The 24749-nt window shown below is 63.7% G+C and carries 23 protein-coding genes and 2 tRNA genes; 11 read left to right on the top strand and 14 right to left on the bottom strand.

Going from position 1 to position 24749, the window contains the following annotated elements; genetic code table 11:
- Nucleotides 1-37: 37 nt before the first annotated feature.
- The 8 genes from NKI49_RS15230 to NKI49_RS15265 all read right to left on the bottom strand — a co-directional run bounded on the left by NKI49_RS15230 (nt 38) and on the right by NKI49_RS15265 (nt 8703).
- Nucleotides 38-595: a hypothetical protein gene (locus NKI49_RS15230; RefSeq protein WP_352602414.1), complete on the bottom strand. Its 558-nt coding sequence runs from the start codon at nt 593-595 to the stop codon at nt 38-40.
- On the bottom strand, nt 592-1383 hold the full coding sequence (locus tag NKI49_RS15235; RefSeq protein WP_352695671.1) for a DsbA family protein: 792 nt from the start codon (nt 1381-1383) through the stop codon (nt 592-594). The genes NKI49_RS15230 and NKI49_RS15235 overlap by 4 nt, the downstream gene beginning before the upstream one ends.
- Nucleotides 1384-1421: 38 nt before the next feature.
- The gene (locus tag NKI49_RS15240) at nt 1422-2105 is read right to left on the bottom strand and encodes an SCO family protein (protein ID WP_352602418.1); all 684 of its coding nucleotides are present in this window, start codon (nt 2103-2105) and stop codon (nt 1422-1424) included.
- 57 nt (nt 2106-2162) lie between these two features.
- Nucleotides 2163-2708: a TlpA disulfide reductase family protein gene (locus NKI49_RS15245; RefSeq protein WP_352602420.1), complete on the bottom strand. Its 546-nt coding sequence runs from the start codon at nt 2706-2708 to the stop codon at nt 2163-2165.
- 6 nt (nt 2709-2714) lie between these two features.
- Nucleotides 2715-3155 (bottom strand): DUF411 domain-containing protein, encoded by a 441-nt coding sequence (locus tag NKI49_RS15250; protein ID WP_352602422.1) that lies wholly within the window; start codon nt 3153-3155, stop codon nt 2715-2717.
- 37 nt (nt 3156-3192) lie between these two features.
- Complete coding sequence (locus NKI49_RS15255) at nt 3193-4674, bottom strand: multicopper oxidase family protein (protein WP_352602424.1); 1482 nt, start codon at nt 4672-4674, stop codon at nt 3193-3195.
- 92 nt (nt 4675-4766) lie between these two features.
- Nucleotides 4767-5144, bottom strand: coding sequence for a hypothetical protein (locus tag NKI49_RS15260; RefSeq protein WP_352602426.1), 378 nt, complete (start codon nt 5142-5144; stop codon nt 4767-4769).
- Between the two features lie 160 nt (nt 5145-5304).
- Nucleotides 5305-8703, bottom strand: coding sequence for a YhdP family protein (locus NKI49_RS15265; RefSeq protein ID WP_352695673.1), 3399 nt, complete (start codon nt 8701-8703; stop codon nt 5305-5307).
- 95 nt (nt 8704-8798) lie between these two features.
- Between NKI49_RS15265 and NKI49_RS15270 the strand changes: the two genes are divergently transcribed.
- From NKI49_RS15270 to NKI49_RS15300, 7 genes are all read left to right on the top strand, one after another.
- Nucleotides 8799-9266, top strand: a complete 468-nt coding sequence (locus tag NKI49_RS15270; protein WP_352602430.1) for a peroxiredoxin — start codon at nt 8799-8801, stop codon at nt 9264-9266.
- Nucleotides 9267-9486: 220 nt separating this feature from the next.
- On the top strand, nt 9487-10791 hold the full coding sequence (locus NKI49_RS15275) for a peptidoglycan DD-metalloendopeptidase family protein (protein ID WP_352602432.1): 1305 nt from the start codon (nt 9487-9489) through the stop codon (nt 10789-10791).
- A gap of 276 nt (nt 10792-11067) precedes the next feature.
- Nucleotides 11068-12234, top strand: a complete 1167-nt coding sequence (locus tag NKI49_RS15280; protein WP_352602434.1) for an ROK family transcriptional regulator — start codon at nt 11068-11070, stop codon at nt 12232-12234.
- Entirely contained in the window at nt 12231-12995 is a 765-nt protein-coding gene (locus NKI49_RS15285) for an ATP-binding cassette domain-containing protein (RefSeq protein WP_352602436.1), read from the top strand. Before NKI49_RS15280 ends, NKI49_RS15285 begins: the two co-directional genes overlap by 4 nt.
- Nucleotides 12996-13034: 39 nt before the next feature.
- Nucleotides 13035-14075 carry a sugar ABC transporter substrate-binding protein gene (locus NKI49_RS15290; protein ID WP_352602438.1) on the top strand — a complete coding sequence of 347 codons (1041 nt, stop codon included), beginning with the start codon at nt 13035-13037 and terminating at the stop codon, nt 14073-14075.
- Nucleotides 14076-14194: 119 nt separating this feature from the next.
- The gene (locus tag NKI49_RS15295) at nt 14195-15190 is read left to right on the top strand and encodes an ABC transporter permease (RefSeq protein WP_352602440.1); all 996 of its coding nucleotides are present in this window, start codon (nt 14195-14197) and stop codon (nt 15188-15190) included.
- 13 nt (nt 15191-15203) lie between these two features.
- Nucleotides 15204-15974: an SDR family oxidoreductase gene (locus NKI49_RS15300; protein WP_352602442.1), complete on the top strand. Its 771-nt coding sequence runs from the start codon at nt 15204-15206 to the stop codon at nt 15972-15974.
- A gap of 65 nt (nt 15975-16039) precedes the next feature.
- Here the strand turns inward: NKI49_RS15300 and NKI49_RS15305 are convergent.
- Nucleotides 16040-16115, bottom strand: a tRNA-Val gene (locus NKI49_RS15305).
- A 217-nt stretch (nt 16116-16332) separates the two neighbouring features.
- Between NKI49_RS15305 and NKI49_RS15310 the strand changes: the two genes are divergently transcribed.
- A tRNA-Asp gene (locus NKI49_RS15310) sits at nt 16333-16409 on the top strand.
- A gap of 126 nt (nt 16410-16535) precedes the next feature.
- Here NKI49_RS15310 and rbsK read toward each other — a convergent pair.
- Genes rbsK through NKI49_RS15325 form a run of 3 tightly spaced genes read right to left on the bottom strand, consistent with a single transcriptional unit; the run spans nt 16536 to nt 19015 of the window.
- The gene (gene rbsK, locus NKI49_RS15315; RefSeq protein ID WP_352602568.1) at nt 16536-17456 is read right to left on the bottom strand and encodes a ribokinase; all 921 of its coding nucleotides are present in this window, start codon (nt 17454-17456) and stop codon (nt 16536-16538) included.
- A gap of 28 nt (nt 17457-17484) precedes the next feature.
- The gene (locus NKI49_RS15320) at nt 17485-17937 is read right to left on the bottom strand and encodes an RbsD/FucU family protein (RefSeq protein WP_352602444.1); all 453 of its coding nucleotides are present in this window, start codon (nt 17935-17937) and stop codon (nt 17485-17487) included.
- Nucleotides 17938-17965: 28 nt separating this feature from the next.
- The gene (locus tag NKI49_RS15325; protein ID WP_352602446.1) at nt 17966-19015 is read right to left on the bottom strand and encodes an ABC transporter ATP-binding protein; all 1050 of its coding nucleotides are present in this window, start codon (nt 19013-19015) and stop codon (nt 17966-17968) included.
- A gap of 268 nt (nt 19016-19283) precedes the next feature.
- Between NKI49_RS15325 and NKI49_RS15330 the strand changes: the two genes are divergently transcribed.
- The 3 genes from NKI49_RS15330 (at nt 19284) to NKI49_RS15340 (ending at nt 23096) form a co-directional block, all read left to right on the top strand.
- Entirely contained in the window at nt 19284-20948 is a 1665-nt protein-coding gene (locus tag NKI49_RS15330) for an ABC transporter substrate-binding protein (RefSeq protein WP_352602448.1), read from the top strand.
- A 96-nt stretch (nt 20949-21044) separates the two neighbouring features.
- Complete coding sequence (locus tag NKI49_RS15335) at nt 21045-22166, top strand: carbohydrate ABC transporter permease (RefSeq protein WP_352602450.1); 1122 nt, start codon at nt 21045-21047, stop codon at nt 22164-22166.
- Nucleotides 22167-22178: 12 nt separating this feature from the next.
- Nucleotides 22179-23096, top strand: coding sequence for a carbohydrate ABC transporter permease (locus tag NKI49_RS15340; protein WP_352602452.1), 918 nt, complete (start codon nt 22179-22181; stop codon nt 23094-23096).
- A 190-nt stretch (nt 23097-23286) separates the two neighbouring features.
- Here the strand turns inward: NKI49_RS15340 and NKI49_RS15345 are convergent, their stop codons facing one another.
- A complete protein-coding gene (locus NKI49_RS15345) occupies nt 23287-24030 on the bottom strand; it encodes a creatininase family protein (protein WP_352602454.1) in 744 nt (247 codons plus the stop codon).
- Between the two features lie 3 nt (nt 24031-24033).
- Entirely contained in the window at nt 24034-24600 is a 567-nt protein-coding gene (locus NKI49_RS15350) for an SIS domain-containing protein (RefSeq protein ID WP_352602455.1), read from the bottom strand.
- Nucleotides 24601-24749: the final 149 nt, after the last annotated feature.

Here is a 24749-nt window from a genome sequence, read left to right on the forward strand (position 1 = left end):
TCAGCGGGCGGAATGCCATCTTCCCGGCAAGCCTACATTACATCGCTCCGCCGCAGCCGTCGGAAAGATCCCACACATCGACGATCTGATTGCCGTCGAAGCCATGCTCGTGGATCAGGTATTTCGCCAGTCCGCCGTACACCTTCCAGCGCCAGCATGGGCAGCAGCAGGGACCTTTCTCCTCGGAATTGGCCATCGCGTAGTCGTAGCTCTTCTGCTCATCGCCGGTGAGCTTGAGATCGTAATACGGCAGCATCTGCTGCGCTGTCGCCGCCGGTATGTCGTATGGATCAGTGGGGATCATCGGGATGGATCGATATTTGACCAGCCCTTTCACCTGCTCGCCATAGCGCTTCAAGTCCATCGGGCTGCAGCACGACCCTTTGATGCGCGCCATCGGCGGCATACTGGCGATCGACTCCGTGAACTTGGCAGAGCAGGTACTGTTGCCGTTCTGGCTTAGATCCCTGAAGCGCTTTGCTAATTCCCGATCCTCGAAGGCGACGGCCGAAGCGGGTCGCGCCAGAAAGCCCGCAGCCGTAGCAACGCCAAACACGCCAAAAACAATGGTGCGCCGACTTGGGGTGTTGATCATTTTCCGGTCCTCGCTTGTTCGACGAGTTGCTTCAGCGTCGCAAGATCGGTCGCGCCGGGAAATATCCGGTCGCCGGCGACGAAGCCCGGCGTTCCTGAGATTCTCAGCGCCTGGGCCAGTTCCGTGTTGCGATCAATCATTGCCTGGATGTCGGGCTGCCGCATGTCCGTCTTCATGCGCTCGACGTCCAGCCCGGCCTTGTCGGCGACCCTGAGCACAACCGCCTCTGTCACTCTTGTCTTCGCTCCGTAGAGCGCCTTGTGAAAGGCCGCGTACTTGCCTTGCTTGTCGGCGGCGAGCGCCGCCTTGGCCGCGAACACCGAATCCGGACCGAGAACGGGGAATTCCTTGTAGACGATCCTGAGTTGTGGATCGTCGGCCACCGCCTGGTCCATGATCGGCGCCATCACACGGCAGTAAGGGCAATTGTAGTCGAAGAATTCGACCAGGGTGACATTGCCTTGCGCATTGCCGCCGATGGGGCTTTGCTTGTCGCGGAAGATGTCGTCCGCGCGTTCCTTAAGCACCTTCCTGGCCTCGGCCGCATCCGCTTCGCGCTGGCGCTGGTCCAGGCTTTGCAATGCCTGCACGAGAACTTCCGGATGCGCGAGGATATAGTCATGGATCCGCTGGTCGAGCTGGTCCTGGAACGTTTCGCCGGCTGCAAGCGCCGATCGTTCGAAGCTCTGAACGCCTGGATTGAGCAGAAACCATCCTGTCACGCCCGCAATCAGGATAGTGCGGAAGATGCGTCCGAAAAACCGGCTCGTGTGCGCCTTGGTCAACATATGCTTCCCTTTCCCTTTTCGAAAGCGGTGGGCCTGCCTCACAGTAAGTTCTTCAGTTTCGCCAGCCAGCCCTCGTCCTGCTCGTGGTGCGTGCGCTCGAGGTTGTTGGTCAGCGCGTTGACGAGGGTGACGAGGTTGAGCGGAGCGAAGTTCAGCCCGTGGAAATTCGCCCTCCACCGGCCCTCCGCGTCGATCACATGGGTGACGATGCCGTGCATCTGGTAGCCGTCTTCGGTGAGGGTGAACTTGTGTCCAAAGGACTCCGCCAATTTGCGGGTCGCATCTTCCGGCTGGCCCAGGGCGGTGGTCAGGAACAGCCAATTGACCGGGTCGAGCCCATGCGTCGGCCCATAGGTCTTCAGCACCTCGGGCGTGTCTTTCCGCGGGTCGGTGGTGATGCTGATGAAGACAACTCGATCCTTCATCGGCGTCGAGTTCACCATTTTCTGGACTTCGGCGATCTTCTCGGCATGCAGCGCGCAAACGTCTGGACATGAGGTGTAGATGAAATGGAGCACGACAACCTTGCCGGCGAGATCGGCCGGCCGCACCACGCGCCCGTCGGCGCTGCGCAGCGTGAAGTCCGGCATCGTCTTGTCGATCGGCTGGAAATATTTCTCGTCGCCCTGCAGCATGGCGTCGATGTCGGCCAGCGAATGTGCCCGGGCGCCGTGGACGAAGCCGACGGCCGCGAGCGCGATCAGGCCAAGCAGCAAGCGCATGCAACCCGGTAAGCGACAACGATCCGCCGGCTTGTGCCGTGTCCGAACAAGCATCGTTCATTTTTCCTTCTGATCGGCGGCGATGCGGCCGCCGATGAACTCGACTATGTCGGGTGCGTCCCATTCGGCCGGGCCGATCAGCCGGCCGATTTCCTTGCCGCGCCGGTCGATCAGCAGCGTCATTGGAAGGCCGACGGCGCCAAGCGTGAACATCGCCTTGGCCGAGGTGTCGATGTTGAGCGCGAGGTGCGTGACGCCGGTCTCGGCGAAGAATTTCCTCACGGCGTCGGGACCTTTGCGGTCCATCGACAGCGCAACGACCTCGAAATCCGGCCCGCCGAGCTTGGCCTGCAGCCTGTCGAGCGTCGGCATTTCCTGACGGCAGGGCGCGCACCATGTCGCCCAGATGTTCAGCAGCACCACCTTGCCGGAATAGTCAGCGAGCGTCCTCGGCTGGCCGGCGGCGTCCGCGAAGCCGATCTCCGGCACGGCGGCGGGCGTGTCGAGAACGGCGAAGTTCTGCGGCGCCTCGACCGCCGTTGCGGGCAGCGAGGTCGCGAGCAGTATCGCCGATAGGGCCAGGGCCAGTTTGCGTGCGGTCATGGGCGCTCATTGCGTCGCATAGACGGTCGGCGCCTTGCCATCCTTGGTGAAGGCGTAGATCGTCCAGGTTCCATCCTTCTCGCCACCCATGCCGGGCGCGCCGGCCGGCATTCCGGCGAGCGTGATGCCGGCAATGGCCGGTCTTTCGGTAAGCAGCTTCTTGACGACGTCGACCGGCACCAGGCCATCGATGACATAGCCGTCGACCATCATCGTGTGGCAGCCTTCGAGATCGGCCGGCACGCCGGCGTCTCCGCTGATCTGGGAGAGATTGTTGACAGGCTTGACGTCGACCTTGAAGCCGTTCTGCTCGAGATAGGCGGCATAGGCCTCGCAGCAGCTGCATTGCGGATTCTTGTACATCACCGCTTCGATCGTCGCGGCAAGCGCCGGCAGCGGCATTGCGATTGCGAGGCCAAAGGCGGTCAGCGCGTAGGTGAGTTTCATTTTGCAGTTCTCCTTGGTTGATGGGTTGGATTGAAAATCAGGTCACCCGGAACACGGTCATCAGGCCAGCCATCTGGTGGTCGGCGACATGGCAATGCAGCATCCAGTCGCCGGGATTGTCGGCGACGAAGGCGCACTCGACCGTATCCTTCGGCGCCAGCAGCACCGTGTCCTGCCATTGCCGGTGTGGTACCGGCGAACCGTTGCGAGTGAGCACCGACAGGCTGAAGCCGTGGACATGCATCGGGTGCCACCAGGCGGTTTCGTTGCGCATGGTGAGGCGACAGGTGGTGCCGCGTTCGAGCGTGAACTGCGGCGCCATGCCGGCATGGCCGTCGCCGGTCATCGACATGCCGTTGATCGCCCAGGCGGCTCCGCCGTTCATGCCGGGCATGCCCATGCTCATCATGCCGCCCATCCCGGCGAGCTTGCCGCCACCCATCATGCCGCCCTGCAGCACGATCTCCTGGCGCACGGCTTTGGCGAGGTCGGGCGCTGACAGTGGATTGCGTGGCAGGCCGACAGGCGCATCGAGCCGGTGCGCCCTGAGCGGGGGCCCCTTCTCATAGGCAAGATTGACCAATGTGTAGGCAAGGCCGTCGTAGAAGTCGTCGATCGTGGCGTGGCGGCTGCCGGGGTCGCCCTGCATGTCGAGCACGATATCGACGCGCATTGCCGGCGCCAGCACGACACGGCCGTTCTCCGGCTCGTGCGGGACGCAGGGTTGGCCGTCGACGGCGACGACGACCGGCCGGTGTCCTTCGAAGCGCAGCGCCATCAAGCGGGCAACCGAGGCATTGGCAAGCCGCAGCCGGACGCGTTCGCCGGCCCTCACGGCTTGATCGGGCTGCGCCTGCCCGTTGACGGTGACGAGGTTGCCAACGCGGCCGGACATCGAGGCATCCATCATGCTGCCGAAGCCGCCGGCGACCTGGCCGTCTTTAGTAAGCCGCCAGTCTTGCAGCAGCCACAGCAGGTCGCGGTCGAAGGCGACGGGCTCGGCCTCCTCGACGATCAGCGGGCCGGCCAGCCCGCGACCGATCTGTACCAGGCTGTCGGCATGCGGATGATACCAGAAGGTGCCGGCATCCGGCGGCGTGAACTCGTAGACGAAGCTTTCGCCGGGCTTGATCGGCCTCTGGGTGAGCCCCGGCACGCCGTCCATGGCATTCGGCAGGCGGATGCCGTGCCAGTGGACGGTGGTCTCCTCGTCCAGCCCGTTCTCGACGGCGATGCGGACCGGTTGGCCTTGCCTGAGCCGCAACGCCGGACCGGGAACGGTGCCGTTATAAGTCCAGACGGCGGTGGAGGGATTGTCCACGCCGTTCAGCCGGGCTTCGCCGGGCGCGATCTTGATTTGGCGTTCGTCGACGGCGGAGGCGCGGGCGGCGCGCATCGACGCGGATACGGCGGCACCCGCCACGGTCGCCAGAAACCCACGGCGCGACATAGTGCAATGGAAATCGTGATTCACTTCAAACCCTTTTGCGATCTCGACCGATGGCGAGCGGTTCGGCATCGAACTAGACTGCTATGCGCGCCCGCGGCGCGAGAGCGCGCAACGCAGGCGATCAGGCGCCGGGGATCAGCCGTGTTGCGGCTGAAACGGCGTCAGGCGCCGGGTCTGGGAGGGAATGGGTCGGGCGGGGAACTTCGCCCGTGCAGGAACGGGGTGGGCTGCGCCGACAGCTGCTGCGGGCGCAGCGCCATCGTCACGGCAAGATCTTGCGGTAGCACACCGAGCATCGGCGCAATGCAGACAGGTGGACACTGCTTGAGGCTACCTTTGTCAGCCATGTCCTTGAGGCACGCGTTGCAATCGCCCTTCATTGCGCCGCCGGCGCCCATGCCGGCATCGGCGGCCATGGCCATGCCGCTTGCCATGGTAGCCGACATGAGGCCAGCTTGAGCAGCAGACAGACTGAACCCCGCGGCCAGAAAGACCGCGAGGAGCATGACAGCGAGATGTTTTGGCGAAAGCCGTGCCATTGTCGGCTCAGGCTGACGGCAAAGTGCGGCTTTTGCAAGTCCCGAGCCCGTGATCGCCCCCTGCTGCGGCATTTAAACCAGGCTCATGCCCTCTTCTTGTTGCTCAGTTGGTCAAGGGTTCCGATGCTGGCTCCTGTAGGCATGCTTTGGGCAACCGGCCTCACCGGTACTCGAAGATCGACCTGAAAATCCCGGGCGCGATGACCGAGAGCGGATTGATGTCCAGCAAGGGCTTGTTGGCATTGCCCCTGAGCCGGTAGGTGACGCCGATCAGGCCGCGGTCGCGGCCATTGCCAAGCAGCGCGCCGACGATGGGCAGTTCGCCGAAGATGCGGTTGAGGCCGTAGACCGGCATGAAGGTGCCGGTCATGTCCATGTTGTTGTCCTGGTCGTAGAGCGTGCCCTGGAACGTCGTGCCGATGCGGGGGCCGCGCAGCACGCCATTGGCCAGCTTGAGGTAACCGCCGCCCTTTTCGATTTCGGCGTAGCCGCGCTCGAACTTGACCCGCGAGGTGTCGAGATTGCCCTTCACCGCCTGGTTGAGGCTGCGGTTGTCGCCGGCCGGCGTGGTGGAGACAATCGAGGCGAGCTTCGGCTCGTTGACGATAAAGAAGTTGCTGGTGTCGACCTTGCCCTTCATCGGCCCGTCGGTGGCTCCCGCCAGCGCCAGCGTGATCGACCCGCCTTCCATATGCTCGTAGACGTTGAGGAATCTCAGGATTGCGCCAGCGTCCGCCGACTGCACGTTGAGCGCGCGTCGCCCATTGCCGGTCGTATTGTTGATGGTTATGGCGGCACCGGAACTTGCCGTGGCAGTGACCTTTAGCCCGTTCACCCTCGAGCCCGCCGCGCTGTAGTCGAGTTTCAGGTTGGACAGTTGCTCGTCGTGGAAGCCAGTCAGCCGATCGACATCGGCGCTGACGGAAATGGCGTCGGAACCCGTGGTCTTGGTCGCGGTGTCGACGTCCGAGGTGAACTGCTTGATGAGCGAGCGGGCATCGAGCGCGCTGCCTGATATGTCGACCGCATAGCCCTTGCCCGATCGCTTCACCGACACCGCGACATCGTCGCCCCTGTTCAGGGTGACCTTGCCGAATCTTGCCGACGACAAGGCGCCGTTGACCAACACGACGCTGCCGTGGACGGAGAAACTCTTGCCGTCGAGGTCGAAGTGGGACAGCGTCGTGGTATCGCCGGATTTGGTCATGACGAATGCGACGTTGGCGGGGACCCCTGCCCCCTTGCTCCAACCCGCCCAGGGGATGTCCAGCCGGGCGTTGGTGAGATCGGCCGAGACGTTCTGGTCGCCATTGCCGCTCTTGTCGATTGCGACCTTTATTGTCCCGGAAAGCAACGGCGTCAGGCCGGGCATCGCCGCGGCACGGATCTTATCGTCGATCACCAAAGCCACCTTGCGGCTGCGCGCCGGTCCATCGTCTTCCAGCGGCTCCACCAGGTCGAGTTCGGCCGGGATGCCGTTCAGCAATGCCTTGGCGGAGATCACGGCCTTTTCGCGATCGACCGTGATCGAGCCGTCGGCATCCGTCACGGCCTGCCCCTCGAAGGGCTTGGCCAGGGACAGGCCGCTATAATTGAGCGACACCAGCCAATCGAGCTTCGAGCTGTCGACGCCGGACTGCAACGGTATATCGGCCTTGACATGGCCGGTGACGCTGCCGGAGAGGTCCTCCGGCAGCAGGCCGACATGACGCATGGCGTTGATCGGATCGTAGGACGCCAGTTCGGCGACGGCCGACGCTTCGCCTTCGACGTCGATGTCGAGCGCGCCGACGACCGGCGGACGGTTGGCCGCCTTGACGGTCAGCGTGCCGTTGCTGGCCGCCACCGTGCGCCCGCTCGGCATGAAGACGGTGCCCGAGGACAGGGAGATGTCGACGTCGTTGCCGTGGAAGGCGACCATACCGACCGCATCGCGGATCGGCGGAATGCGGCCAGCCGTGTCGAAACGCGATCCCTCGATCTGAAAGCGGCCGAACACTTCGTCCGCCGAAAGGGGCACGCCGTTGCCAAGACGGTCCGGCACGACCTGGAACTGAAGATTGGCGTCGACGACGCGCCCGCCGAACAGATTGTTCAGCACCCAGAGCCGCGCATTGCGCGCCGAAAACCACGGCCAAAGCTGCTTGACGTGCGAGACCGGCATGTTGTGGATGTTGAGCGCCACATTGATTCCAGGCGCCTTGCCGTCGACGAGTTTCACCGCTGCGGTTCCCAGCACCTCGCCGCTGGAATCCGAACGAATCGCGATCTGCTCGGCCACAACCTTGTGGCTTACGGGCTGGTAGACGCCGGCAATGCGAGCGAGGAAAGTGAGCGCGGGCTCCGGCGATTCCGATGGCGCGAGCTTCGAACCGTCGCTGGTCAGGTCGTAGCGGTAGGAGGCCTCCTCACCCGCCGCCCCCGTCGCAGGCTTCGGGCCGACCGAACCGGCAAAATCGAATGTCGATCGGCCGGTCTTCAGCAGCAGCCTGTCCACCTGGATCTTGTTGCTGCCATGGACAAGCGTGGCATTGACATCGACGTCGGCCGGCAGCAGCCCGCGTGTGCCAAGATCGAGCACGGAACCGGTCGACGACAGACCGGCCGTCAGCCGCGAGACATTGGCGCCCGATCCTTCCGATCCCGTCAGCTTCAGCGTAACCGCACCCAGCCTGCCGGCGCCGGCCTTGGTGCCGCCGGCATCCACCAGATCTTTGGCATCCGCCAGATCGATATCGGCATCCAGCGCCGTTATCCGGTGCGCGGCGATATCGCGGCTGGCGGAAGCGGTAACGGCAACCGTCCTGCCGTCGACGTCCACTTCGGACGAAAACTCCATGCCGCCCGGCCCCGATTGCTCGACGGTGGCGTCGGCGATCCTGACCATCTTGACCGCCCCGCTGTCGGGCAGAACGAATTCGACATTGCTGAGATCGATCCGGCGCATCGAATCTTCCCGCACGGCGTCGAGCGCGCGATGGACGTTGCCGAACACCGCATCGGACAGTTTCTCCGGATCGATGAGCCCACTTTCGTTGCGCAGGGCGGCGGTCCAATCGCCGCCGGAAGGCATCGCCGCCACGACGATGCGCGCATCGGAGATCCTGGCGCTGGTCAGCCGCACATCGCCCCAGAGCAGCGGGATCAGGCGCACGCCGAAGCGCACGCGGCCGGCATTTGCCATCGGCTTGCCATTTGCCGTTTTCAGGCTGACATCGCTGACCTGCAAGGCCACGAAACTCGACCCGTCAAGGGTGATGCGCGCCGGACCGACCGAGACGTCGACATCGACGCCGGCGAGTTTCTCGATGGCGGTTTCCGCTTCGGCCTGAAGGCGATCGGAGCCGACGCCGGAAACACCGACCATGTAGACAAGGACCGCCACCAGCAAAACCAGGCTGGCGAAACCGGCGAACACACGCGCCAGGATGCGAAAGCCGCGTCCGATCCGTGCCTGGCCGAGCGGCGGGATCCGGCAGGCGGACGGCAAGGCCCCCAGGTCGGTAATTTCATCCCGCCTGAACCTGATCTTTTCGTGCTGCGGTTGCTCCTGATCCACGCCATCTTCCGTTGTACGAATTCGCTCGTGGACGAATCCCCGCTCGACACTATATCGGTGTGGCTTCGCGCGTAACCTCAAACAAGGGCATCGGTATGGCTGACCTCGACGTAGGCGACCTTGCGCCGCAGTTCGAGCTGCCCCGGGATGGCGGCGGCTCGCTCAACCTGGCGGCATGCGCCGGAAAGCCCGTCGTCCTCTATTTCTATCCGCAGGACGACACGACGAGCTGCACGCAAGAAGCAATCAGCTTTTCGCAGCTGAAGCCGGAGTTCGAGAAGGCCGGAGCCGTGGTGATCGGGCTGTCGCCCGACAGCGCCAAGAAACATGACAAGTTCAAGTCGAAATACGATCTCACCATCGACCTCGCCGCCGACGAGGAGCGCAAGGTGATCGAAGCCTATCATCTGTGGGTCGAGAAATCGATGTATGGCCGCAAGTATATGGGTGTCGAGCGCGCGACGTTCCTGATCGGCCGCGACGGCCGGATCGCCAGGATTTGGCGCAAGGTCCGGGTCAAGGGTCATGCCGAGGAAGTGCTGGAGGCCGTCCGCGCGCTTTGACGCATCCTGCGGCGTCGCGCGATTTCAAGGCGCTGCGGACAAGCGGCGATTGTCGAAGTCGGCACCGGCGCTCGGAAGCCGATTGGCCAACGTGAAGCGATAGCCGCCTGCAACCTCGTCTCGCGAGCATTCGTTACCGACCGACCGGTCCCGCAAAACTTTGTTAACCTTAATAATGTGTAGTCCAGCTGTCGTGGTGTCGTAACGAAAGCTTGGTCCCGTGAACGTAACCGGTCAGTCAGCGGTCTTCGGCAGGCGCAAGGAGCCGCATACGGTCATCATCGCCCGGGGCAACGAGATCAGGCACTTCACGATCCGGCCGTGGCTGGCGGCATTCATCGGTTCGGCACTGGCCGCCATCGCCATCGGCTACCTCCTGGCTACTTCCTACCTCGTCTTGCGCGACGACTTGATCGGCGCCACCACGGCGCGGCAGGCACGCATGCAACAGGCTTACGAGGACCGCATTTCCGCGCTTCGCGCCCAGGTCGACCGCATCACCAGCCGCCAGTTGCTCGACCAGCAATTGATGGAAACCAAGGTCAGCGAACTGCTTGAACGCCAAAGCCAGTTGAGCCAGCGCCATGGCCGCCTCGGCCCGCTGCTCGAACGCGCCGAGGGTGAAGTCGGAACGGCGCCGGCCGAGGATCCGGCAGCGGCCGGAAAACCGGACAAACGCGCCGAAGTGACCGGCAGCATCGATCAGCCTGCTCGGAACTACGCGCTGGCAAGCCTGAGCGCAGCCCCTAGCGCCGGCGACACCAGGCCGTTCTCATTGTGGTCGACCCGCTCCGATCCACTACCCAGCGATTCGGCCGCCGATCGTGCCGACAGACTGTTCGTCTCGATCAACCAGTCGCTGAAATCCATCGAGAGCGAGCAACTCAGCCGCATCAGCACGCTTGCCGACAACGCCTACAAGAGCGCTGACGCGATTACGCAGGCGCTCGCGGCGGCCGGACTGCCGGTCGACAGCGATTTCGGCAAGAACGATACCGATGTCGGCGGACCGCTGATCCCGCTCGACAGTTCGATGGTCTTCGACAGCAAGGTCAAGGAACTGGACGAGGCGCTGGACGCGCTCGACCACCTCAAGAAGGAAGCACGCCAGCTGCCGCTTGCCAATCCAGCCCCCGGCCACTCCGTCACCAGCCCGTTCGGCGTGCGCACCGATCCCCTCCTCGGCACCGCCGCGCTGCATTCGGGAATGGACTTCAGGGCGCCGATCGGCATGGCCGCCAAGGTCACGGCGCCCGGCATCGTCACCAAGGCCGGCTGGAACGGCGGCTATGGCCGCATGGTGGAAGTCGATCACGGCAATGGCTTTGCGACGCGCTACGGGCATCTCAGCGAAATCGACGTGACCGCCGGCGAGAAACTGGACGCCGGCGCCGTCATCGGCAAGACCGGCAGCAGCGGCCGCTCGACCGGCCCGCATTTGCATTATGAAGTCCGTCACAATGGCGAAGCGATCGATCCCTTGCGCTTCCTCACCGTCGGCAAGAAGGTCGCCCAGTATCTCTGAGCCACGCAGGCCGGGATCTGGTCGGCGCCCCCGTATTCAGAGACCAGCGCTGTCCCGGCTCCCAGGCAATCCAGATGGGCCACGTCCTCGCTGCCTCATTCTTTTTTTCGGTTCGCTTGGATAACCGCGGCTTTTCCTGGCCATGGCTCACAGGCACCTGGATTTCGGTTGACGGCATCCAAGTTGCACGCATTGTCCAACTGCAAAAATATTTTTGAATTCCATTTGACTGAATAAATCTTTGGTGCGAACCTTGCGTCAGCTGGGGGCGCAAGCATGGCATTGCGAGGGACCAATCAGGAGTTCGGGCGGCCGTACAACCGGCGCATCGTGCTGGAGTCCATCCGCCGTCACGGTCCCATTGCCCGAGGCGATATCGCCACGCGCGTCGGGCTCACCGTGCAGACCGTATCGACCATTGTCCGCGAGCTCGAGGAACAGGGCTACATCCTGTCCGTGCGCGAGGAACCCAAGGGCCGCGGGCTGCCGCCGGCGACGCTGCGCATCAATCCGGAGGGCGGCTACGCCGTCGGCATCCATCTGACGCCGCTCGGGATAGATGCGGCACTCATCAATCTTAGCGGCGACGTGATCGAGAGCGCGCATCGCGACGCCCCCAACGCGGCGCCCGATCACGCGTTCGAACAGATCGGCGCCATGGTCCACGATCTCACGGCGAAGCGTGCCGGCGGCCGTGTCATCGGCATCGGCATGGCGCTTCCCGGTCCGTTTGGCGTCGAGTCCATGAGCTTTGTCGGCCCGACCACGATGACCGGCTGGAAGGACGTGGCGCTGCGCGAGCGGCTGGCGGCCTCCACCGGACTGCCGGCCTTCTTTGAAACCGATATGGCGGCCGCGGCCATGGGCGAGCGCCTCTACGGCCTCGGCGCTGATTTTTCCGAATATTACTATCTCTATTTCGGCGTTGGCCTTGGCGGCGTGATGGTTCATGACGGCGGCGCTTTGCGCGGCGCCTGGGGGAACGCCGGCGAAATCGGACATATCCCCGTCGTCCCCGGCGGCGAACCTTGCCCCTGCGGCAATAGCGGCTGCCTCGAAAGATACCTCTCGCTCGAAGCGCTTCGGCGCTGGAATGGCAGCGAGGCCGATTGGGTCACCGAAGTCGGCAGGATTTTTCACAACGCCATCGCCATCATCGAGAATCTGTTCGACCCTGAAACAGTCATTCTTGGCGGGCTGGCGTCCACCGACCTGCTCGAACGGCTGGCTGGTTCGGCGGCAGGCCTGCACAACTCCGTCTCCGCGCGCAAGGACCGCACGACGCCGCGCATCATGGTCGCTCGCGGCGGACAGCATTCGGTGTTGCGCGGCGCCGCCGCCCTTGCGGTTTCCGGAGTGCTGTCGCCGCGCTTCGGCCAGATGTTCACCGCCGGGCGCGAACGCGGGCGCGACCTCCTGACGGCCAAGGAGATTGCCGCATGAGCGAACCCCTGCTGGTGCTCGACAACGTCACTAAGAACTATGGCGCGATCGAAGCGCTGAAGGGGATCAGCTTCTCGATCGGCAAGGGCGAGGTCGTGGCGCTGCTCGGCGACAACGGCGCCGGCAAGTCGACGCTGGTCAAGATCATCGCCGGCGGGCTGGAGCCGACCTCGGGCCGCATGCTGTTCGAGGGCAAGGAGTTCCTGGCCAAAACGCCGGCAGAAGCCAAGGCCGCGGGCATCGAGACGGTCTACCAGGACCTTTCGCTGTGCACCAATGTCGATGTGGTGGCCAATTTCTTCATGGGCCGCGAAATCACCAGGAAGGTTCTTGGCGTTCCGGTGCTCGATGAACGCGCCATGGAGGCCGTCGTCGAAAAGGCGCTGGCCAGCGCCGGCACCCGCATTCCCTCGCTGCGCACCAATGTCGAGCACCTCTCGGGCGGCCAGCGGCAGGCCATCGAACTCAACCGGTTCGTGCACTGGGGCGGCAAGCTGGTCCTGCTCGACGAACCGTTCGCAGCGCTCGGCGTCGAGCAGACGCGGCGCGGCCTCGACATGATCCGCCAGGTGGCGAACCAGGGCATCGGCGTCGTCATCATCACCCATATCATGCAGCAGGCTTTTCAGGTCGCCGACCGGATCGTGGTGATCCGGCAAGGTGTCGTGGCGGGCGACGTTGCCCGCAACAAGACAAGTCCCGACGCGGTGATCAACATGATCACCGGAGAGACGCTCGCCGGTGCCGGACCGGCGGGCTGAGGGACAAAGAGGGGTCCGGCTCAACAGGGAGCGAATGACATGAAGCGAATACTTCTTGCTATCTTCGGTATCCTGGCACTGGCCTTTGCCACGCTCACGCCGGCATTCGCCCAGTCCAAGGGGATCGTCTACTATATGGTGCCGACATTGCTCGATGAGTTCCAGACCGGCTCGGTCAGCGCGCTGGAGCTGTTCCTGAAGCAGGTCGGCTACGAAATGAAGACGCTGAACGCAGACAACAAGACCGACGCTCAGCAGTCGCAGATGAACGACGTCATCGCGCTGAAGCCGAAGGCGATCATCCTGGCCGCCGTCGATTTCAACGCGCTGAAGCCGTCGATCGAGGCCGCGCGCGCCGCCGGAATCCCGGTGGTCGAGTTCGACCGCCAGATCACGTCGACGCCGTCCGACTTCACCTCGGTGGCGGGAACGGTCGAAATCGGTTACGTCGCCGCTGACCAGGCCGAGAAGCTGCTCAAGGCGAAGAACGGCTCGGTCAAGGGCAAGGTGCTGCAGGTGCTCGGCGATCCCGGCGACCCTTACACGCTCGACATCCAGAAGGGCTTCGAGGAGAAGATGAAGGCGTTCCCGGACGTCAAGATCATCTCGCTCCCGGCCATGCAGTGGGAAGCCAGCAATGCCGGCACGATCGTCGCCGACCAGATGCTGGCCAACCCCGACATCGACCTGATCTTCAGCCATGCCGCGCACCTGTCGGTCGCTGCCGTCGCCTCGCTCGAGGCCGCCGGCAAGAAGCCGGGCGACGTCATGCTGATGAGCTCGAACGGCGCGCCTGTTGGCCTGGACCTGATCCGCAAGGGCTGGCTCAACGTCGAAGTCGAGCAGCCGCTCTACGCGCAAGCCGCGGCTGTCGCCATGTTCATGGACAAGGTCGCCAACAAGCAAGAGATCAAGCCCGGCGAATATGATGTGCTCGGCCTGAAATCGACCGTCACCAAGGAAGCCTGGGGCCCGAACATCAAAATCCCCGGCGCTGCCATCACCAAGGAAAACGTCGACAATCCAGCTTTCTGGGGCAACCAGAAGCCGCCGACGGACACCGTCAAGCCGGTCGAATAGGCACGTCGCCGAATGCTCCGGGCCGGCGGCCCGGAGCCATTCTCCACAACTCCAATCCGCGCATGATTTTTTCCGAAATCGAACCGATTTCGGGGGCATGCGGCCAGCCGGACCAGCTCATGAACCCCCGCACGCGCCACGCCCTTGAGTTCATTCTCGACAATCTCGTCTGGTTCATGCTGGTCTTCGTGCTGGTGATGTTCTCGCTTTTCATTCCCAACTATTTCCAGCTCGGCATCTTCGCCAACATCATCGAGGCTTCCAGCGTGCTGGGCGTCATGTCCATCGGCCTGGCGCTGGTCATCATTGCCGGCCACATGGACCTGTCGGTCGAATCGGTGGCGGCGCTCAGCGCCATGGCGGTCGGCATCCTGTTCTGCTCGTCGGGCATCGGCATGGGCGTGCAGTTGCATCCGGAGTGGCTGATGGTTCCGGTGTCGCTGCTCGTTGCATTGGCCGTCGGCGGCCTCATCGGCGCGTTCAACGGGTTCCTGGTCGTCAAGGTCAAGATGAGCGCCTTCATCATCACGCTGGCGTCCTACATCTGGGTGCGTGGCCTGGTGCTGGTCATTTCGGGCGGCCGCTCGGCGCAGGATCTGGCGCCGGCCATCCGCTGGTTCGGCATCCAGCGGCTGATCGGCCTGCCGCTCACCGCCTGGATCGCCATCGCCTGTTTCGTGGTCTTCTCGCTGATCATGGCCAAGACGCCGTTTGGCCGGCATCTCATCATGATCGGCGGCAACGAGACTGCGACCTTCCGCGCCGGCATCCGGGTGAACCGCAATCTGGTCATCGCCTTTGTGCTCGCCGGCGCCATCGCCGGCCTCGCCGGCTGGCTGCTGGCGATCCGCACCTCGGGCGCCACCGCCAATCTCGGCGTCGGCCTTTTGTTCAACGCCTTCGCCGCTGTCGTCATCGGCGGCGTCAGCCTGAAAGGCGGCGTCGGCACCCTGCCCGGCGTCTATGCGGGCGTGCTTTTGCTGTCGGCCATCAACACGGCAATCAACCTGATGGGCCTGCCCGCCAATTTCACCCAGGTCATCCATGGCCTGCTGGTGCTGGCTGCGGTGCTGCTCGACGCGTTCAAGCAAACCATTCGCCAACGACTCGCATGACAGGACGGCTCGCATGACCAACCGGCTACAGGACAAGGTCGCGCTGATCGTCGGCGGCGCGCGCGGCATCGGCAAGGGCATCGCGCTGCGCTTCGCCGAAGAAGGAGCAAGGCTGGTGCTGGCCGACACGGAGGTCGAGGCCGGGCAGGCGACCGCCGACGAACTCGGCTCTCCTTTCATCCGCACCGACATCTCGCTGATGGCCGACGCCGAGGCCGCCGTGGCGCTGGCGCTGGCCCGCTACGGCCGCCTCGACATCATCGTGCAGAATGCCGGCATCTATCCCTGGCAACTCATCGAAAACACCAGTCCGGACGACTGGGATCGCGTCATGGCCGTCAATCTGCGCGGCACCTTCAACGCCACCCGCGCCGCCCTGGTGCCGATGAAGGCGCAGCGCTTCGGCCGCATGCTCTACACCTCCTCCATCACCGGCCCGCACGTCACCAGCCCGGGGCACGGGCACTACGCAGCGACCAAGGCTGGCATAAACGGCTTCATCCGTTCGGCGGCGCTGGAATTCTCCGGCTACGGCATCACCGTCAATGGGGTCGAACCCGGCAACATCCTGACCGAAGCGATCGAGCTGCATCGCGGCGCCGCCTACATCAAGAACATGGAAGACTCCATTCCGCTCGGCCGCCTCGGCAGCCCGCGCGACGTGGCCAATGCCTTCCTGTTCCTGGCCTCCGGCGATGCCAGCTACATCACCGGCACGACGATCGTCGTCGATGGCGGGCAGTTGCTGCCCGAAGGTAACGATTTTCGGATGGTGCCGCCTTGATCACGGCTCCGCGTCGCGAGCGACTCGGCTTTGTGTCTGGGCGATGTTGGAATGTGGGGCTGGAATGGTGGGCGATGACGGGCTCGAACCGCCGACATCTTCGGTGTAAACGAAGCGCTCTACCAACTGAGCTAATCGCCCGCTCCGGGCCGGAGCTTTAAGCGGTCGGAACCGGCTTCGCAAGGCCAAATGAACAGGCGACGTCCTGTTTGCAGGCCGGTTTTGCCGACAAAACGCCGGCTGTCAAAAAACCTTCTCCAGTTTGCCGTTATGATGGTTTCGTGCGCTTGACACCCGGTGGCGAACCCCTTATCCACCGGCCCAACGACGAACACGGCTGACACGTGCTCGTCAATGCGCGGGTGTAGCTCAGTTGGTTAGAGTGCCGGCCTGTCACGCCGGAGGTCGCGGGTTCGAGCCCCGTCACTCGCGCCATTTCTCTCAAGGGATACAAACCCTTGGTATAGGAGAAATGTCGACGTTATTGTCAAAAAATCTTCCTTGCACGAGGCCTGAGGTAAATCTGGCCCTTTCGAGCTTGAGTTCGACTTCTCGGCCTTGTCAAAGGTTTGCCAGCAGCGCCTCGACCTCTTGCAGCGTCGGCATCGACGGCGCCGTGCCTAGCCGCGTCACCGAAATGCCAGCGACGGCGCAGGCGAAGCGCACCGCTTGCAGCGGCTCTACGCCTCGCGAAAGTGCTGCGGCAAAGCCGCCATTGAAGGCATCGCCGGCGCCTGTCGTTTCGACCACCGGTCCCGCACTGATGGCCGGGACATGCTCGGAGCGATTCTTCGTGTGCAAAAGCGCGCCCTTGTCGCCGAGCGTGACGATGACGGTGCCGACGCCCTTCTCAAGCAGTTTGTCCGCGGCAGCGCGGGCATCGTCGACCGAGGAGACCTTCATTCCGGTCAATTCCTCCGCCTCCGTCTCGTTGGGCGTGAGGTAGTCGCACAGTGTGTAGATGCGGTCGGGCAGCGTGGCCGCCGGAGCCGGGTTGAGGATGGTCGTTACCCCTGCCCCGCGCGCGATCTCCAGCGCCCGCAGCGCCGCATCGATCGGCTGTTCGAGCTGCGTGACGAAGACGCCGGCAGTGCGGATCAGCTCGGCATTGGCTTCGATGTCTTCGGGTGAGATCAGCATGGCGGCACCCGGGCTGACGATGATGGCGTTGTTGCCGCTCCCCTCCTCGACGAAGATGTAAGCCGCGCCGGTATAGCTGTCCGGCGTGTCGATGACGGCGTCCTTGACGCCTGCCTGCGCCCAGGTCTGCCTCGCCATGTCGGCGAAGGGATCGACGCCGAGGCGGGTGAGGAACGTGACGTCGGCGCCCAGCTTGCCGGCGGCGACCGCCTGGTTCGACCCTTTGCCGCCGGGGCCGAGCTTGAAGGAATTGCCAAGAATGGTCTCGCCCATGCGCGGCTGCCGCTGCGCCCTGTAGGCGGTGTCGGCGACGAAGACGCCCAAGATCACGACAGGCTTCATGGCGACCGGCTTGCCCGAGGCCACGCCCCTACTCCGCGTCCGGCGGCACGACGCCCTTGCGGAAGGCGAAGCAACCATAGAAGCGGCGCTCGCCGGTCTGGATGACGCAATACGCCTGCTTGGCGCGTTCGTAGAAGGCATAGCGCTCGACCGGCAGCATCGGCCAGGACTTGCCCTCGGCCGTATCGATCTCCTTCTGCACTTCCTTCTGCACGGCCGGAATCTCGTCCGGCTTGCCGACGATCTCCATGCGCGCCGCGGAATCATCGACGAACGTGTCCAGCGGGTAAAGCGACAGCACCGCCCTGACCACATCGGCCGCCGGCGCATCGATGCGCAGCAGGCGGCCAAGCGCCGTCTGGCGCGCCACCGAATCGGACGGGAAGTTGGTGTCGGCGATGATCAGGTCGTCGCCATGGCCCATCGCCCGCAATGCCTGGAGCACGTCGGCATTAAGCAGAGGATCGATCCCTTTGAGCATGATATTCCTCGTGAAGTCCGTTTTGAGATCAGAGACGCTTGCCCGTCTCGGCGTCGAACAGGTGGATGTGGTCGAGCCTTGGCCTCAGCTTGAGCGTGTCGCCGGGTTTGAAGTCGTGGCGCTCGCGGAACAGCGCCACCATCTCGCCGTCGCCAAAACGCAGGAAGACCAGCGTCTCCGAGCCGGTCGGCTCGACCACCGAAATCTTCGCCGGCACGCCATCGGGATGGATCTCGAGATGTTCCGGGCGCACGCCATAGACGACGCCGCGCCCTTCCTCAACCGCGCTGCTGGGAGCGACCGGGAACATCGTTCCGGCGATATCGACGCCGCCCTTGCGCGCGACGCCCTTGAGCAGGTTCATCGACGGCGAGCCGATGAAACCGGCGACGAAAAGATTGGCGGGCCGGTCGAACAGTTCCAGCGGCGCGCCGACCTGTTCGATGCGGCCGTCGCGCATGACCACGATCTTGTCGGCCATGGTCATGGCCTCGATCTGGTCATGAGTGACGTAGATGGTGGTGGTCTTCAGCCGCTGGTGCAGTTCCTTGATCTCGGTGCGCATCTGCACGCGCAGCTTGGCGTCAAGATTGGAGAGCGGCTCATCGAACAGGAACACCTGCGGGTTGCGCACGATGGCGCGGCCCATGGCCACGCGCTGGCGCTGGCCGCCCGAGAGCTGCCGGGGATAGCGTTTGAGATACGGGGCGAGATCGAGAATGTCGGCGGCGCGCTTGACCCGCTCGGCAACCACGGCCGGATCGGTTTTGCGCAGCTTGAGGGCAAAAGCCATGTTCTGCTCGACCGTCTTGTGCGGATAGAGCGCGTAGTTCTGGAACACCATGGCGATGTCGCGCTTGGCCGGCGGCAAATGGTTGACGACGCGGTCACCGATGGCGATCGTGCCGCCGGAGACGGTCTCCAGCCCGGCCACCATTCTGAGCAGCGTGGACTTGCCGCAGCCCGACGGGCCAACCAGCACCACGAACTGACCGTCTGCGATGTCGACGCTGACTTCGTGCAGAACCTTCACGGTTCCGAACGCCTTGGCCACATTGCTGATCGCGACTTGAGCCATTGCCCCCCCTTTCGTTGCGGTGAAGCTAGCCAACGCGAACGGCAAGGGCAAGTCGGTCCCTTATAGATAAAAATCCATCCTCGTTGACACGCCATCCCGTTGCGAGAATAGTGACGGTCGCTGATCCGAATGCCGGACCTCATCCGGAAAACGGAACTCCAGGCGACGCAGGGTGGGGTCCCACGTCCTCTATTATCGAAGAGACCGCTGACGTTTCGGCGTCCGAGAGATTGGCAATTCAATTCATGGCTGTTGGGAGGAATGGTAGATGAGAGTCGGTCTTTACGAAAAAATGATCCGTGCGGGAGCGACCCGGCGTGACATATTGAAGGGCGCGGCCAGCATGGCCGCGATTGCCGCCGCGTCCGGCGCCGGGCTTGGCGCGTTGACGCGTCCAGCGTCCGCCGCCAGCGAGCTGCGCTCGAAGATCCTGCAGATCCCCGGTGTCGGCAAAGGCCAGCCGACGGATGCCGACTTCCAGAAGGTCGGCGAACTCTGCCTCGAAGCAACCAAGGCCAACGTCAAGGAAGGCGAGTTCGCAGGCGTCGAACTGACCTTCATGGGGTTGAACAACCAGAACCTGCACAACGTGCTGTTCCGTGGCTTCCTGAAGCCGTGGGAGACCTATACCGGCGCCAAGATCAACTGGATCGACCTGGCGCAGGCCGACTACAATGCCCGCCTGCAGCAGTCGATCGCCACCGGCACTGTCGATTTCGACATCATCGAGATGGGCGCGCCGTTCGAAGGCGATGTCTGCGGCAAGGGCCTGACATCCGAGATGCCCGACTGGGTCAAGACCCAGATCGATTTCGACGATCTTGTCAATTATCTCAAGCCGCCCGTCGGCACCTGGAACGGCAAGCAATATCGCGTGACCGTCGACGGCGACGCGCACAACTTCAACTACCGCACCGACGTGTTCGCCGATGCAGATCTCGCCAAGGCCTGGAAGGACGGCGGGGAGACAAGCGAATGGGGCGTGCCGAAGACCTGGCAGCAGGTCCAGGCGGTCACTAAGTTCCTCAAGGGCAAGCAGGTCAAGGGCCAGGACGTCTACGGCTATCTCGACGCGCCAAAGCCCTGGGGCGGCTTCGGCTTCTATTTCCTCGGCAGCCGCGCCACCGCCTATGCCAAGCACCCCGACGACAAGGCCTGGCTGTTCGACGCCGACACGATGAAGCCGCGCGTCAACAATCCGGCCTGGGTGCGTGCCATCCAGGACGTCATCGACGCGCTGCCGTCCGAACCCGCCGACCAGATCAACGCCGACCCCAACACGACTGCCTTCCAGCAGTTCCTGGCCGGCACGGGCTCCATGGTCACCTGGTGGGGCGACGTCGGCTCGAACGTCAAGACCAATGACTCGTCCGTCATCGGCGATGTCACCGGCTTCTCGATCCTGCCGGGCTCGGACGATGTCTACAATTCCAAGACCGGCAAGTGGGACAAGCTCGCCAGCGGGCCGAACTACGCGCCGAACTGCGCCTATCTCGGCTGGGGCGTCTATGTCATGGCCCGCGTCGATGCCGACGAGAAGAAGAAGAAGGCGGCATGGTCCGCCGCCGCCCATCTCGGCGGCAAGGACCTGTCGATCTGGACGGCAATGTATCCGTCGGGCTTCCAGCCCTACCGCAACTCGCATTTCGACATTCCCGAATGGGTGGCGGCCGGCTACGACGAGGCGTTCATCACCTCGTACCTCAAGTCGGAAGGCGACAGCTACAACCATCCCAACGCGGCGATCGAGCCACGCATCCCCGGCATCTTCCAGTACTATTCCGCCGCCGAGGACATCCTGGCCAACACCTTCGCCGGCAAGATGAAAGCGCAGGAAGGCGCCGACGCCATCGCCGCGGCCTGGGAGAAGCTGACCGACCAGATCGGCCGCGACAACCAGGTCAAACTCTATAAGGCCTCGCTCGGCTTGTAGGCAGGCCCATGATAGGATCGCGGCCCGGCGACACGTCGTCGCCGGGCCGTGTTTTGACCGGCTCCCGCCGGTTTTTGCGCAGAAGAGGCGAGAGGCGTGGCTGACCAGACTTCGACCACGAATGCGTGGCCGGCAAATTCCGCACCGATCGATCTGATCCCGCCTGGCCGCAAGCGCCTCGGTTGGGGCCTGATGGCAGCGGCGACCCTCGGCCTCCTGGCAACGATCCTGGTTCAGATCCTCTACAAGAGCGAGGTCGACACGATCGGCTTCGAGACCTGGCGCCCCGTCGTCTATGCCTATGTGCTGTGGGGCGTGGCGGTCGGCATCGGCCAGGTGCTGACGCGCGGCGAGGACGGCCAGCGCGCGCTGTTCCTGCTGCCGGCGCTTCTGTTCACCATCGCCATGGTGATCTTCCCGACCTTGTTCGGTTTCTACATCGCGCTCACCGACTGGAACCTGAGTTCGTTCGCGGGCCGCAAGTTCAACGGGCTCGACAATTTCTGGCAGATGCTGAGCGATCCCTACTACCGCAATGCGCTGTTCAACATGGTGCTCTACGTGCTGGCGGTGCTGGTCGAATATATCATCGCCTTCGGGCTGGCGCTGCTGCTCAACGCGCAGATCCGGGCGCGTAAATTCTTCCGCGTGGTCTTCCTGATGCCGCTGATGCTGTCGCCGGTCGCGGTGTCGTGGATGATCGGCAAATCGCTTATGGAATACCGTTTCGGGCCTGCCGCGACGCTGGCGCGCCATCTCGGGTGGGAAAATCCCGCCTTCTTCAGCGACCCGATCATCGCCCGCATCTCGATCATGATACTCGACGCCTGGACGTTCATTCCGTTCATGATGATCATGCTGCTCGCCGGCCTTCAGGCAATGTCGCGCGAAGTGCTGGAGGCGGCGCGCGTCGACGGCGCCACGGCGTGGCAGACTTTCTGGCAGGTCACGTTTCCGCTGATGCTGCCGGTCTCGGTAACGGCGGTGATCCTGCGCATCATCTTCAAGCTGAAGCTTGCCGACATCATCATAACGGTCACCTCGGGCGGCCCCGGCGGTGCCACCGATTCCGTCTCCAGCTTCATCTACCGCGAATACCGCGACCGCTCGAATGTCGGCTACGGCACCATGCTGGCGATGGCCTATCTGGTCATCATCGTGGTGTTCGTCACCTGGCTGCTGAAGGTCGCAAACCGCTTCGTGCGCAACGTCAACTGAGCTTCCGGAATCATGAGCGTCCAGACCACCGACTATACCGTTTCCGAGATCCGCTCGCCGGCGAGCTTCCTCGCCAGCCGCGTCTTCATCTATGGCGCGCTGGTGTTCTGGGCCTTCGTCTGCCTGTTTCCGATCTACTGGACGATAACCACCTCGTTCAAATCGGCGGTAGACGTCACCCAGGGCCATCTGATCCCCTTCGTCGATTTCCAGCCGGACTGGAAGGGCTGGCGGTCGCTCGGCCTGTCGCCGGATTCGATCTCCCAGACCTCCACGGTGCGCGACGAGTTTTTCAAGCGCTTCATGAATTCGGTCATCACCTCGGTCGGCGCATCGAGCCTGGCCATCATCATCGGCAGCCTGGCGGCCTACGGCCTCACCCGCTATCGCTACCACTTCGCCTGGTTCAAGAACGAAGACATCTCGTTCTTCTTCCTGTCGCAGCTCATCCTGCCGCCCGTGGTCCTGGCCCTGCCCTTCCTGGTGCTCTACCGCGAAGTCGGGCTGCTCGACACCCGCATCGGGCTGATCCTGCTCTACACGCTGATGGTGCTGCCGATCGTCATCTGGATCATGCGCGACCAGTTCAACTCGATCCCGGTCGAGCTCGAGGAAGCAGCGCTTGTCGACGGGCTGTCGATCTGGGGCGCGTTCTTTCGCATCGTCATGCCGATCGCGCTGCCAGGCATGGTCGCGGCCTTCATCCTGGCGATGGTGCTGTGCTGGAACGAATATTTCTTCGCCGCCCTGTTGACCTCGACCGACGCCAAGACGATCCCTGTCATGGTGGCGAGCCAGACCGGCTCGCAAGGCATCAACTGGTGGTCGATGGCTGCCCTCGCCACCGCGGCGATAGCACCGCTGGCGGTCATCGGCATCGCGCTCGAACGCTACCTGATCATGGGCATGACCGCGGGAGCGGTGAAGTAGGGCGGGACGGCGCTCGCAGCGTCGTCATCGCAGGCACTGAGGGTGAACAGTCTTGCCAGCGGGACAGCGCCCCCTCTGTCCTGCCCGTCCTCCGCAGCTGCTGCGGAGGGTGGACCGGACATCTCCCCCACTTGCGGGGAGATTGGCAGCTTCGGCGGCTGCAATACCGGCAATGGAGCACTGCGCTCCGTTAGCGGGACAATATCGCGCGCAGGTGCTCCATGATCATGGCGACACCCTGGTGACCGAGTTCCGCAGAGGCATCCCTGGCGCTCGCCGTGTACCAGCTCGTATTGTCGGCGAAGCGGGCGCCATCGACGGCCTCCGGGCACAGCGCCAGCATCAAGGATGTCTCGCCGATGCCGGCATGGTCGAACGGGTACTTGCCGTTCATCGCCGCCGGCATCAGCGGATGCACCTGCACCCAGTTGAAGAAGTTTTCACCCGCGGCGTGGCCGGCATAGTAGTCGGCCATGGTGTCAGATCCCCACCAGCCTTCGCCGCGCTGCTTTTCGAGGAAGCGGAAGATGGCCTGGCGGCCGGCGGTCTTGAAGGCGAGATCGGTCGGCATGCCGGCGGCGAAGTTCTCGGTCTGGTGATGGACGATGGCATGGATGTTGCGAAAGCCGATGCGCAGCAGGCTGTAGAACAATTCCTCCGCGAAAGGCGCCAGTTGATTGCCGCCGACCTGCACCGAACCGCTGCCTTCCGGCGGCGCTACCGCGTAGCTCGCCGCGCCATAGTAGAAGGGCGGCAGGATGACGATGTCGCTCTCCTTCTCGAACAGCTCCAGCGTCTTGACGACCGCCAGCGTGTCCATGCCGACGGCCATGTGCTCGCCATGGTATTCGAGCACGCCAAGCGGCAGTGCGACCGGCCAGTTCTCGGCGATCGCCTTGCGGATCTGGTGGGGCAGCATCAGTTCGTAGCGCATGAACTATTCCATATTGGTGTGGCGGGCGCGCATGGCTTCCGGCGACGTGCCGGTCAGCGACTTGAGTTTCAGCACCATCACCTCGAACAGCAGGAACAGCGCGCCTTCGAATACCGAGCCCATCGGCAGCACCGATGTCTTTTGCGAACCCTGGTCGTCGGCCATGGTTTGCGCCGGGATGAGGAGCGTGAAATCGGCGTGCCTTGCGGCGCTGCTCTCGAGCTGAGCGGTCACGAGCAGGTTGGTTGCGCCGGCGTCGTGGGCAACCCGCATCAGGGTCAGCACTGTCGACGTTTCGCCCGGCCCGGAGCTGACGAGGAAAACATCCCCCTTGCCCAGCGGCGGCGTGGTCATGTCGCCGACCACCGAGACCGGCAGGCCGAGATGATAGAGCCGCATGGCAAAACCCTTGACCTGCAAGGCTTCGCGGCCGCAGCCATAGACGACGATCCGGCCGGTCCCGGCCAGCATCCCGCAAGCGGCGTCGATCCGGCTTTCATCCACGCGCGCCAGCACGCCGCCGAGTTCGCCAAGCGCGGTGTTGAACAGGTTTTCGTTCCGATCGCTCACGGCAAGCCTCCTCAAAATCGTCCCGGGATTTTCCCACGAACAGCTTGATTTCGTTCATGCTAGCAACCGCGAAAATGCGTGTCCAACGCTGCGCGGCGCTTTTGCCGGGCGACAGGCATGATAGTGTCGACTCGGACAAATCGAACCGG

The organism is Mesorhizobium sp. M0587, from assembly GCF_040320945.1.
Taxonomy (GTDB): Bacteria; Pseudomonadota; Alphaproteobacteria; order Rhizobiales; family Rhizobiaceae; genus Mesorhizobium.

Bases quoted from the DNA above. Each gene is read 5' to 3' on its own strand.
- NKI49_RS15230 (WP_352602414.1), bottom strand. From the start codon at position 595: ATGATCAACACCCCAAGTCGGCGCACCATTGTTTTTGGCGTGTTTGGC.
- NKI49_RS15235 (WP_352695671.1), bottom strand. From the start codon at position 1,383: ATGTTGACCAAGGCGCACACGAGCCGGTTTTTCGGACGCATCTTCCGC.
- NKI49_RS15240 (WP_352602418.1), bottom strand. From the start codon at position 2,105: ATGCGCTTGCTGCTTGGCCTGATCGCGCTCGCGGCCGTCGGCTTCGTC.
- NKI49_RS15245 (WP_352602420.1), bottom strand. From the start codon at position 2,708: ATGACCGCACGCAAACTGGCCCTGGCCCTATCGGCGATACTGCTCGCG.
- NKI49_RS15250 (WP_352602422.1), bottom strand. From the start codon at position 3,155: ATGAAACTCACCTACGCGCTGACCGCCTTTGGCCTCGCAATCGCAATG.
- NKI49_RS15255 (WP_352602424.1), bottom strand. From the start codon at position 4,674: ATGCCGAACCGCTCGCCATCGGTCGAGATCGCAAAAGGGTTTGAAGTG.
- NKI49_RS15260 (WP_352602426.1), bottom strand. From the start codon at position 5,144: ATGGCACGGCTTTCGCCAAAACATCTCGCTGTCATGCTCCTCGCGGTC.
- NKI49_RS15270 (WP_352602430.1), top strand. From the start codon at position 8,799: ATGGCTGACCTCGACGTAGGCGACCTTGCGCCGCAGTTCGAGCTGCCC.
- NKI49_RS15280 (WP_352602434.1), top strand. From the start codon at position 11,068: ATGGCATTGCGAGGGACCAATCAGGAGTTCGGGCGGCCGTACAACCGG.
- NKI49_RS15285 (WP_352602436.1), top strand. From the start codon at position 12,231: ATGAGCGAACCCCTGCTGGTGCTCGACAACGTCACTAAGAACTATGGC.
- NKI49_RS15290 (WP_352602438.1), top strand. From the start codon at position 13,035: ATGAAGCGAATACTTCTTGCTATCTTCGGTATCCTGGCACTGGCCTTT.
- NKI49_RS15295 (WP_352602440.1), top strand. From the start codon at position 14,195: ATGAACCCCCGCACGCGCCACGCCCTTGAGTTCATTCTCGACAATCTC.
- NKI49_RS15300 (WP_352602442.1), top strand. From the start codon at position 15,204: ATGACCAACCGGCTACAGGACAAGGTCGCGCTGATCGTCGGCGGCGCG.
- rbsK (WP_352602568.1), bottom strand. From the start codon at position 17,456: ATGAAGCCTGTCGTGATCTTGGGCGTCTTCGTCGCCGACACCGCCTAC.
- NKI49_RS15320 (WP_352602444.1), bottom strand. From the start codon at position 17,937: ATGCTCAAAGGGATCGATCCTCTGCTTAATGCCGACGTGCTCCAGGCA.
- NKI49_RS15325 (WP_352602446.1), bottom strand. From the start codon at position 19,015: ATGGCTCAAGTCGCGATCAGCAATGTGGCCAAGGCGTTCGGAACCGTG.
- NKI49_RS15330 (WP_352602448.1), top strand. From the start codon at position 19,284: ATGAGAGTCGGTCTTTACGAAAAAATGATCCGTGCGGGAGCGACCCGG.
- NKI49_RS15340 (WP_352602452.1), top strand. From the start codon at position 22,179: ATGAGCGTCCAGACCACCGACTATACCGTTTCCGAGATCCGCTCGCCG.
- NKI49_RS15345 (WP_352602454.1), bottom strand. From the start codon at position 24,030: ATGCGCTACGAACTGATGCTGCCCCACCAGATCCGCAAGGCGATCGCC.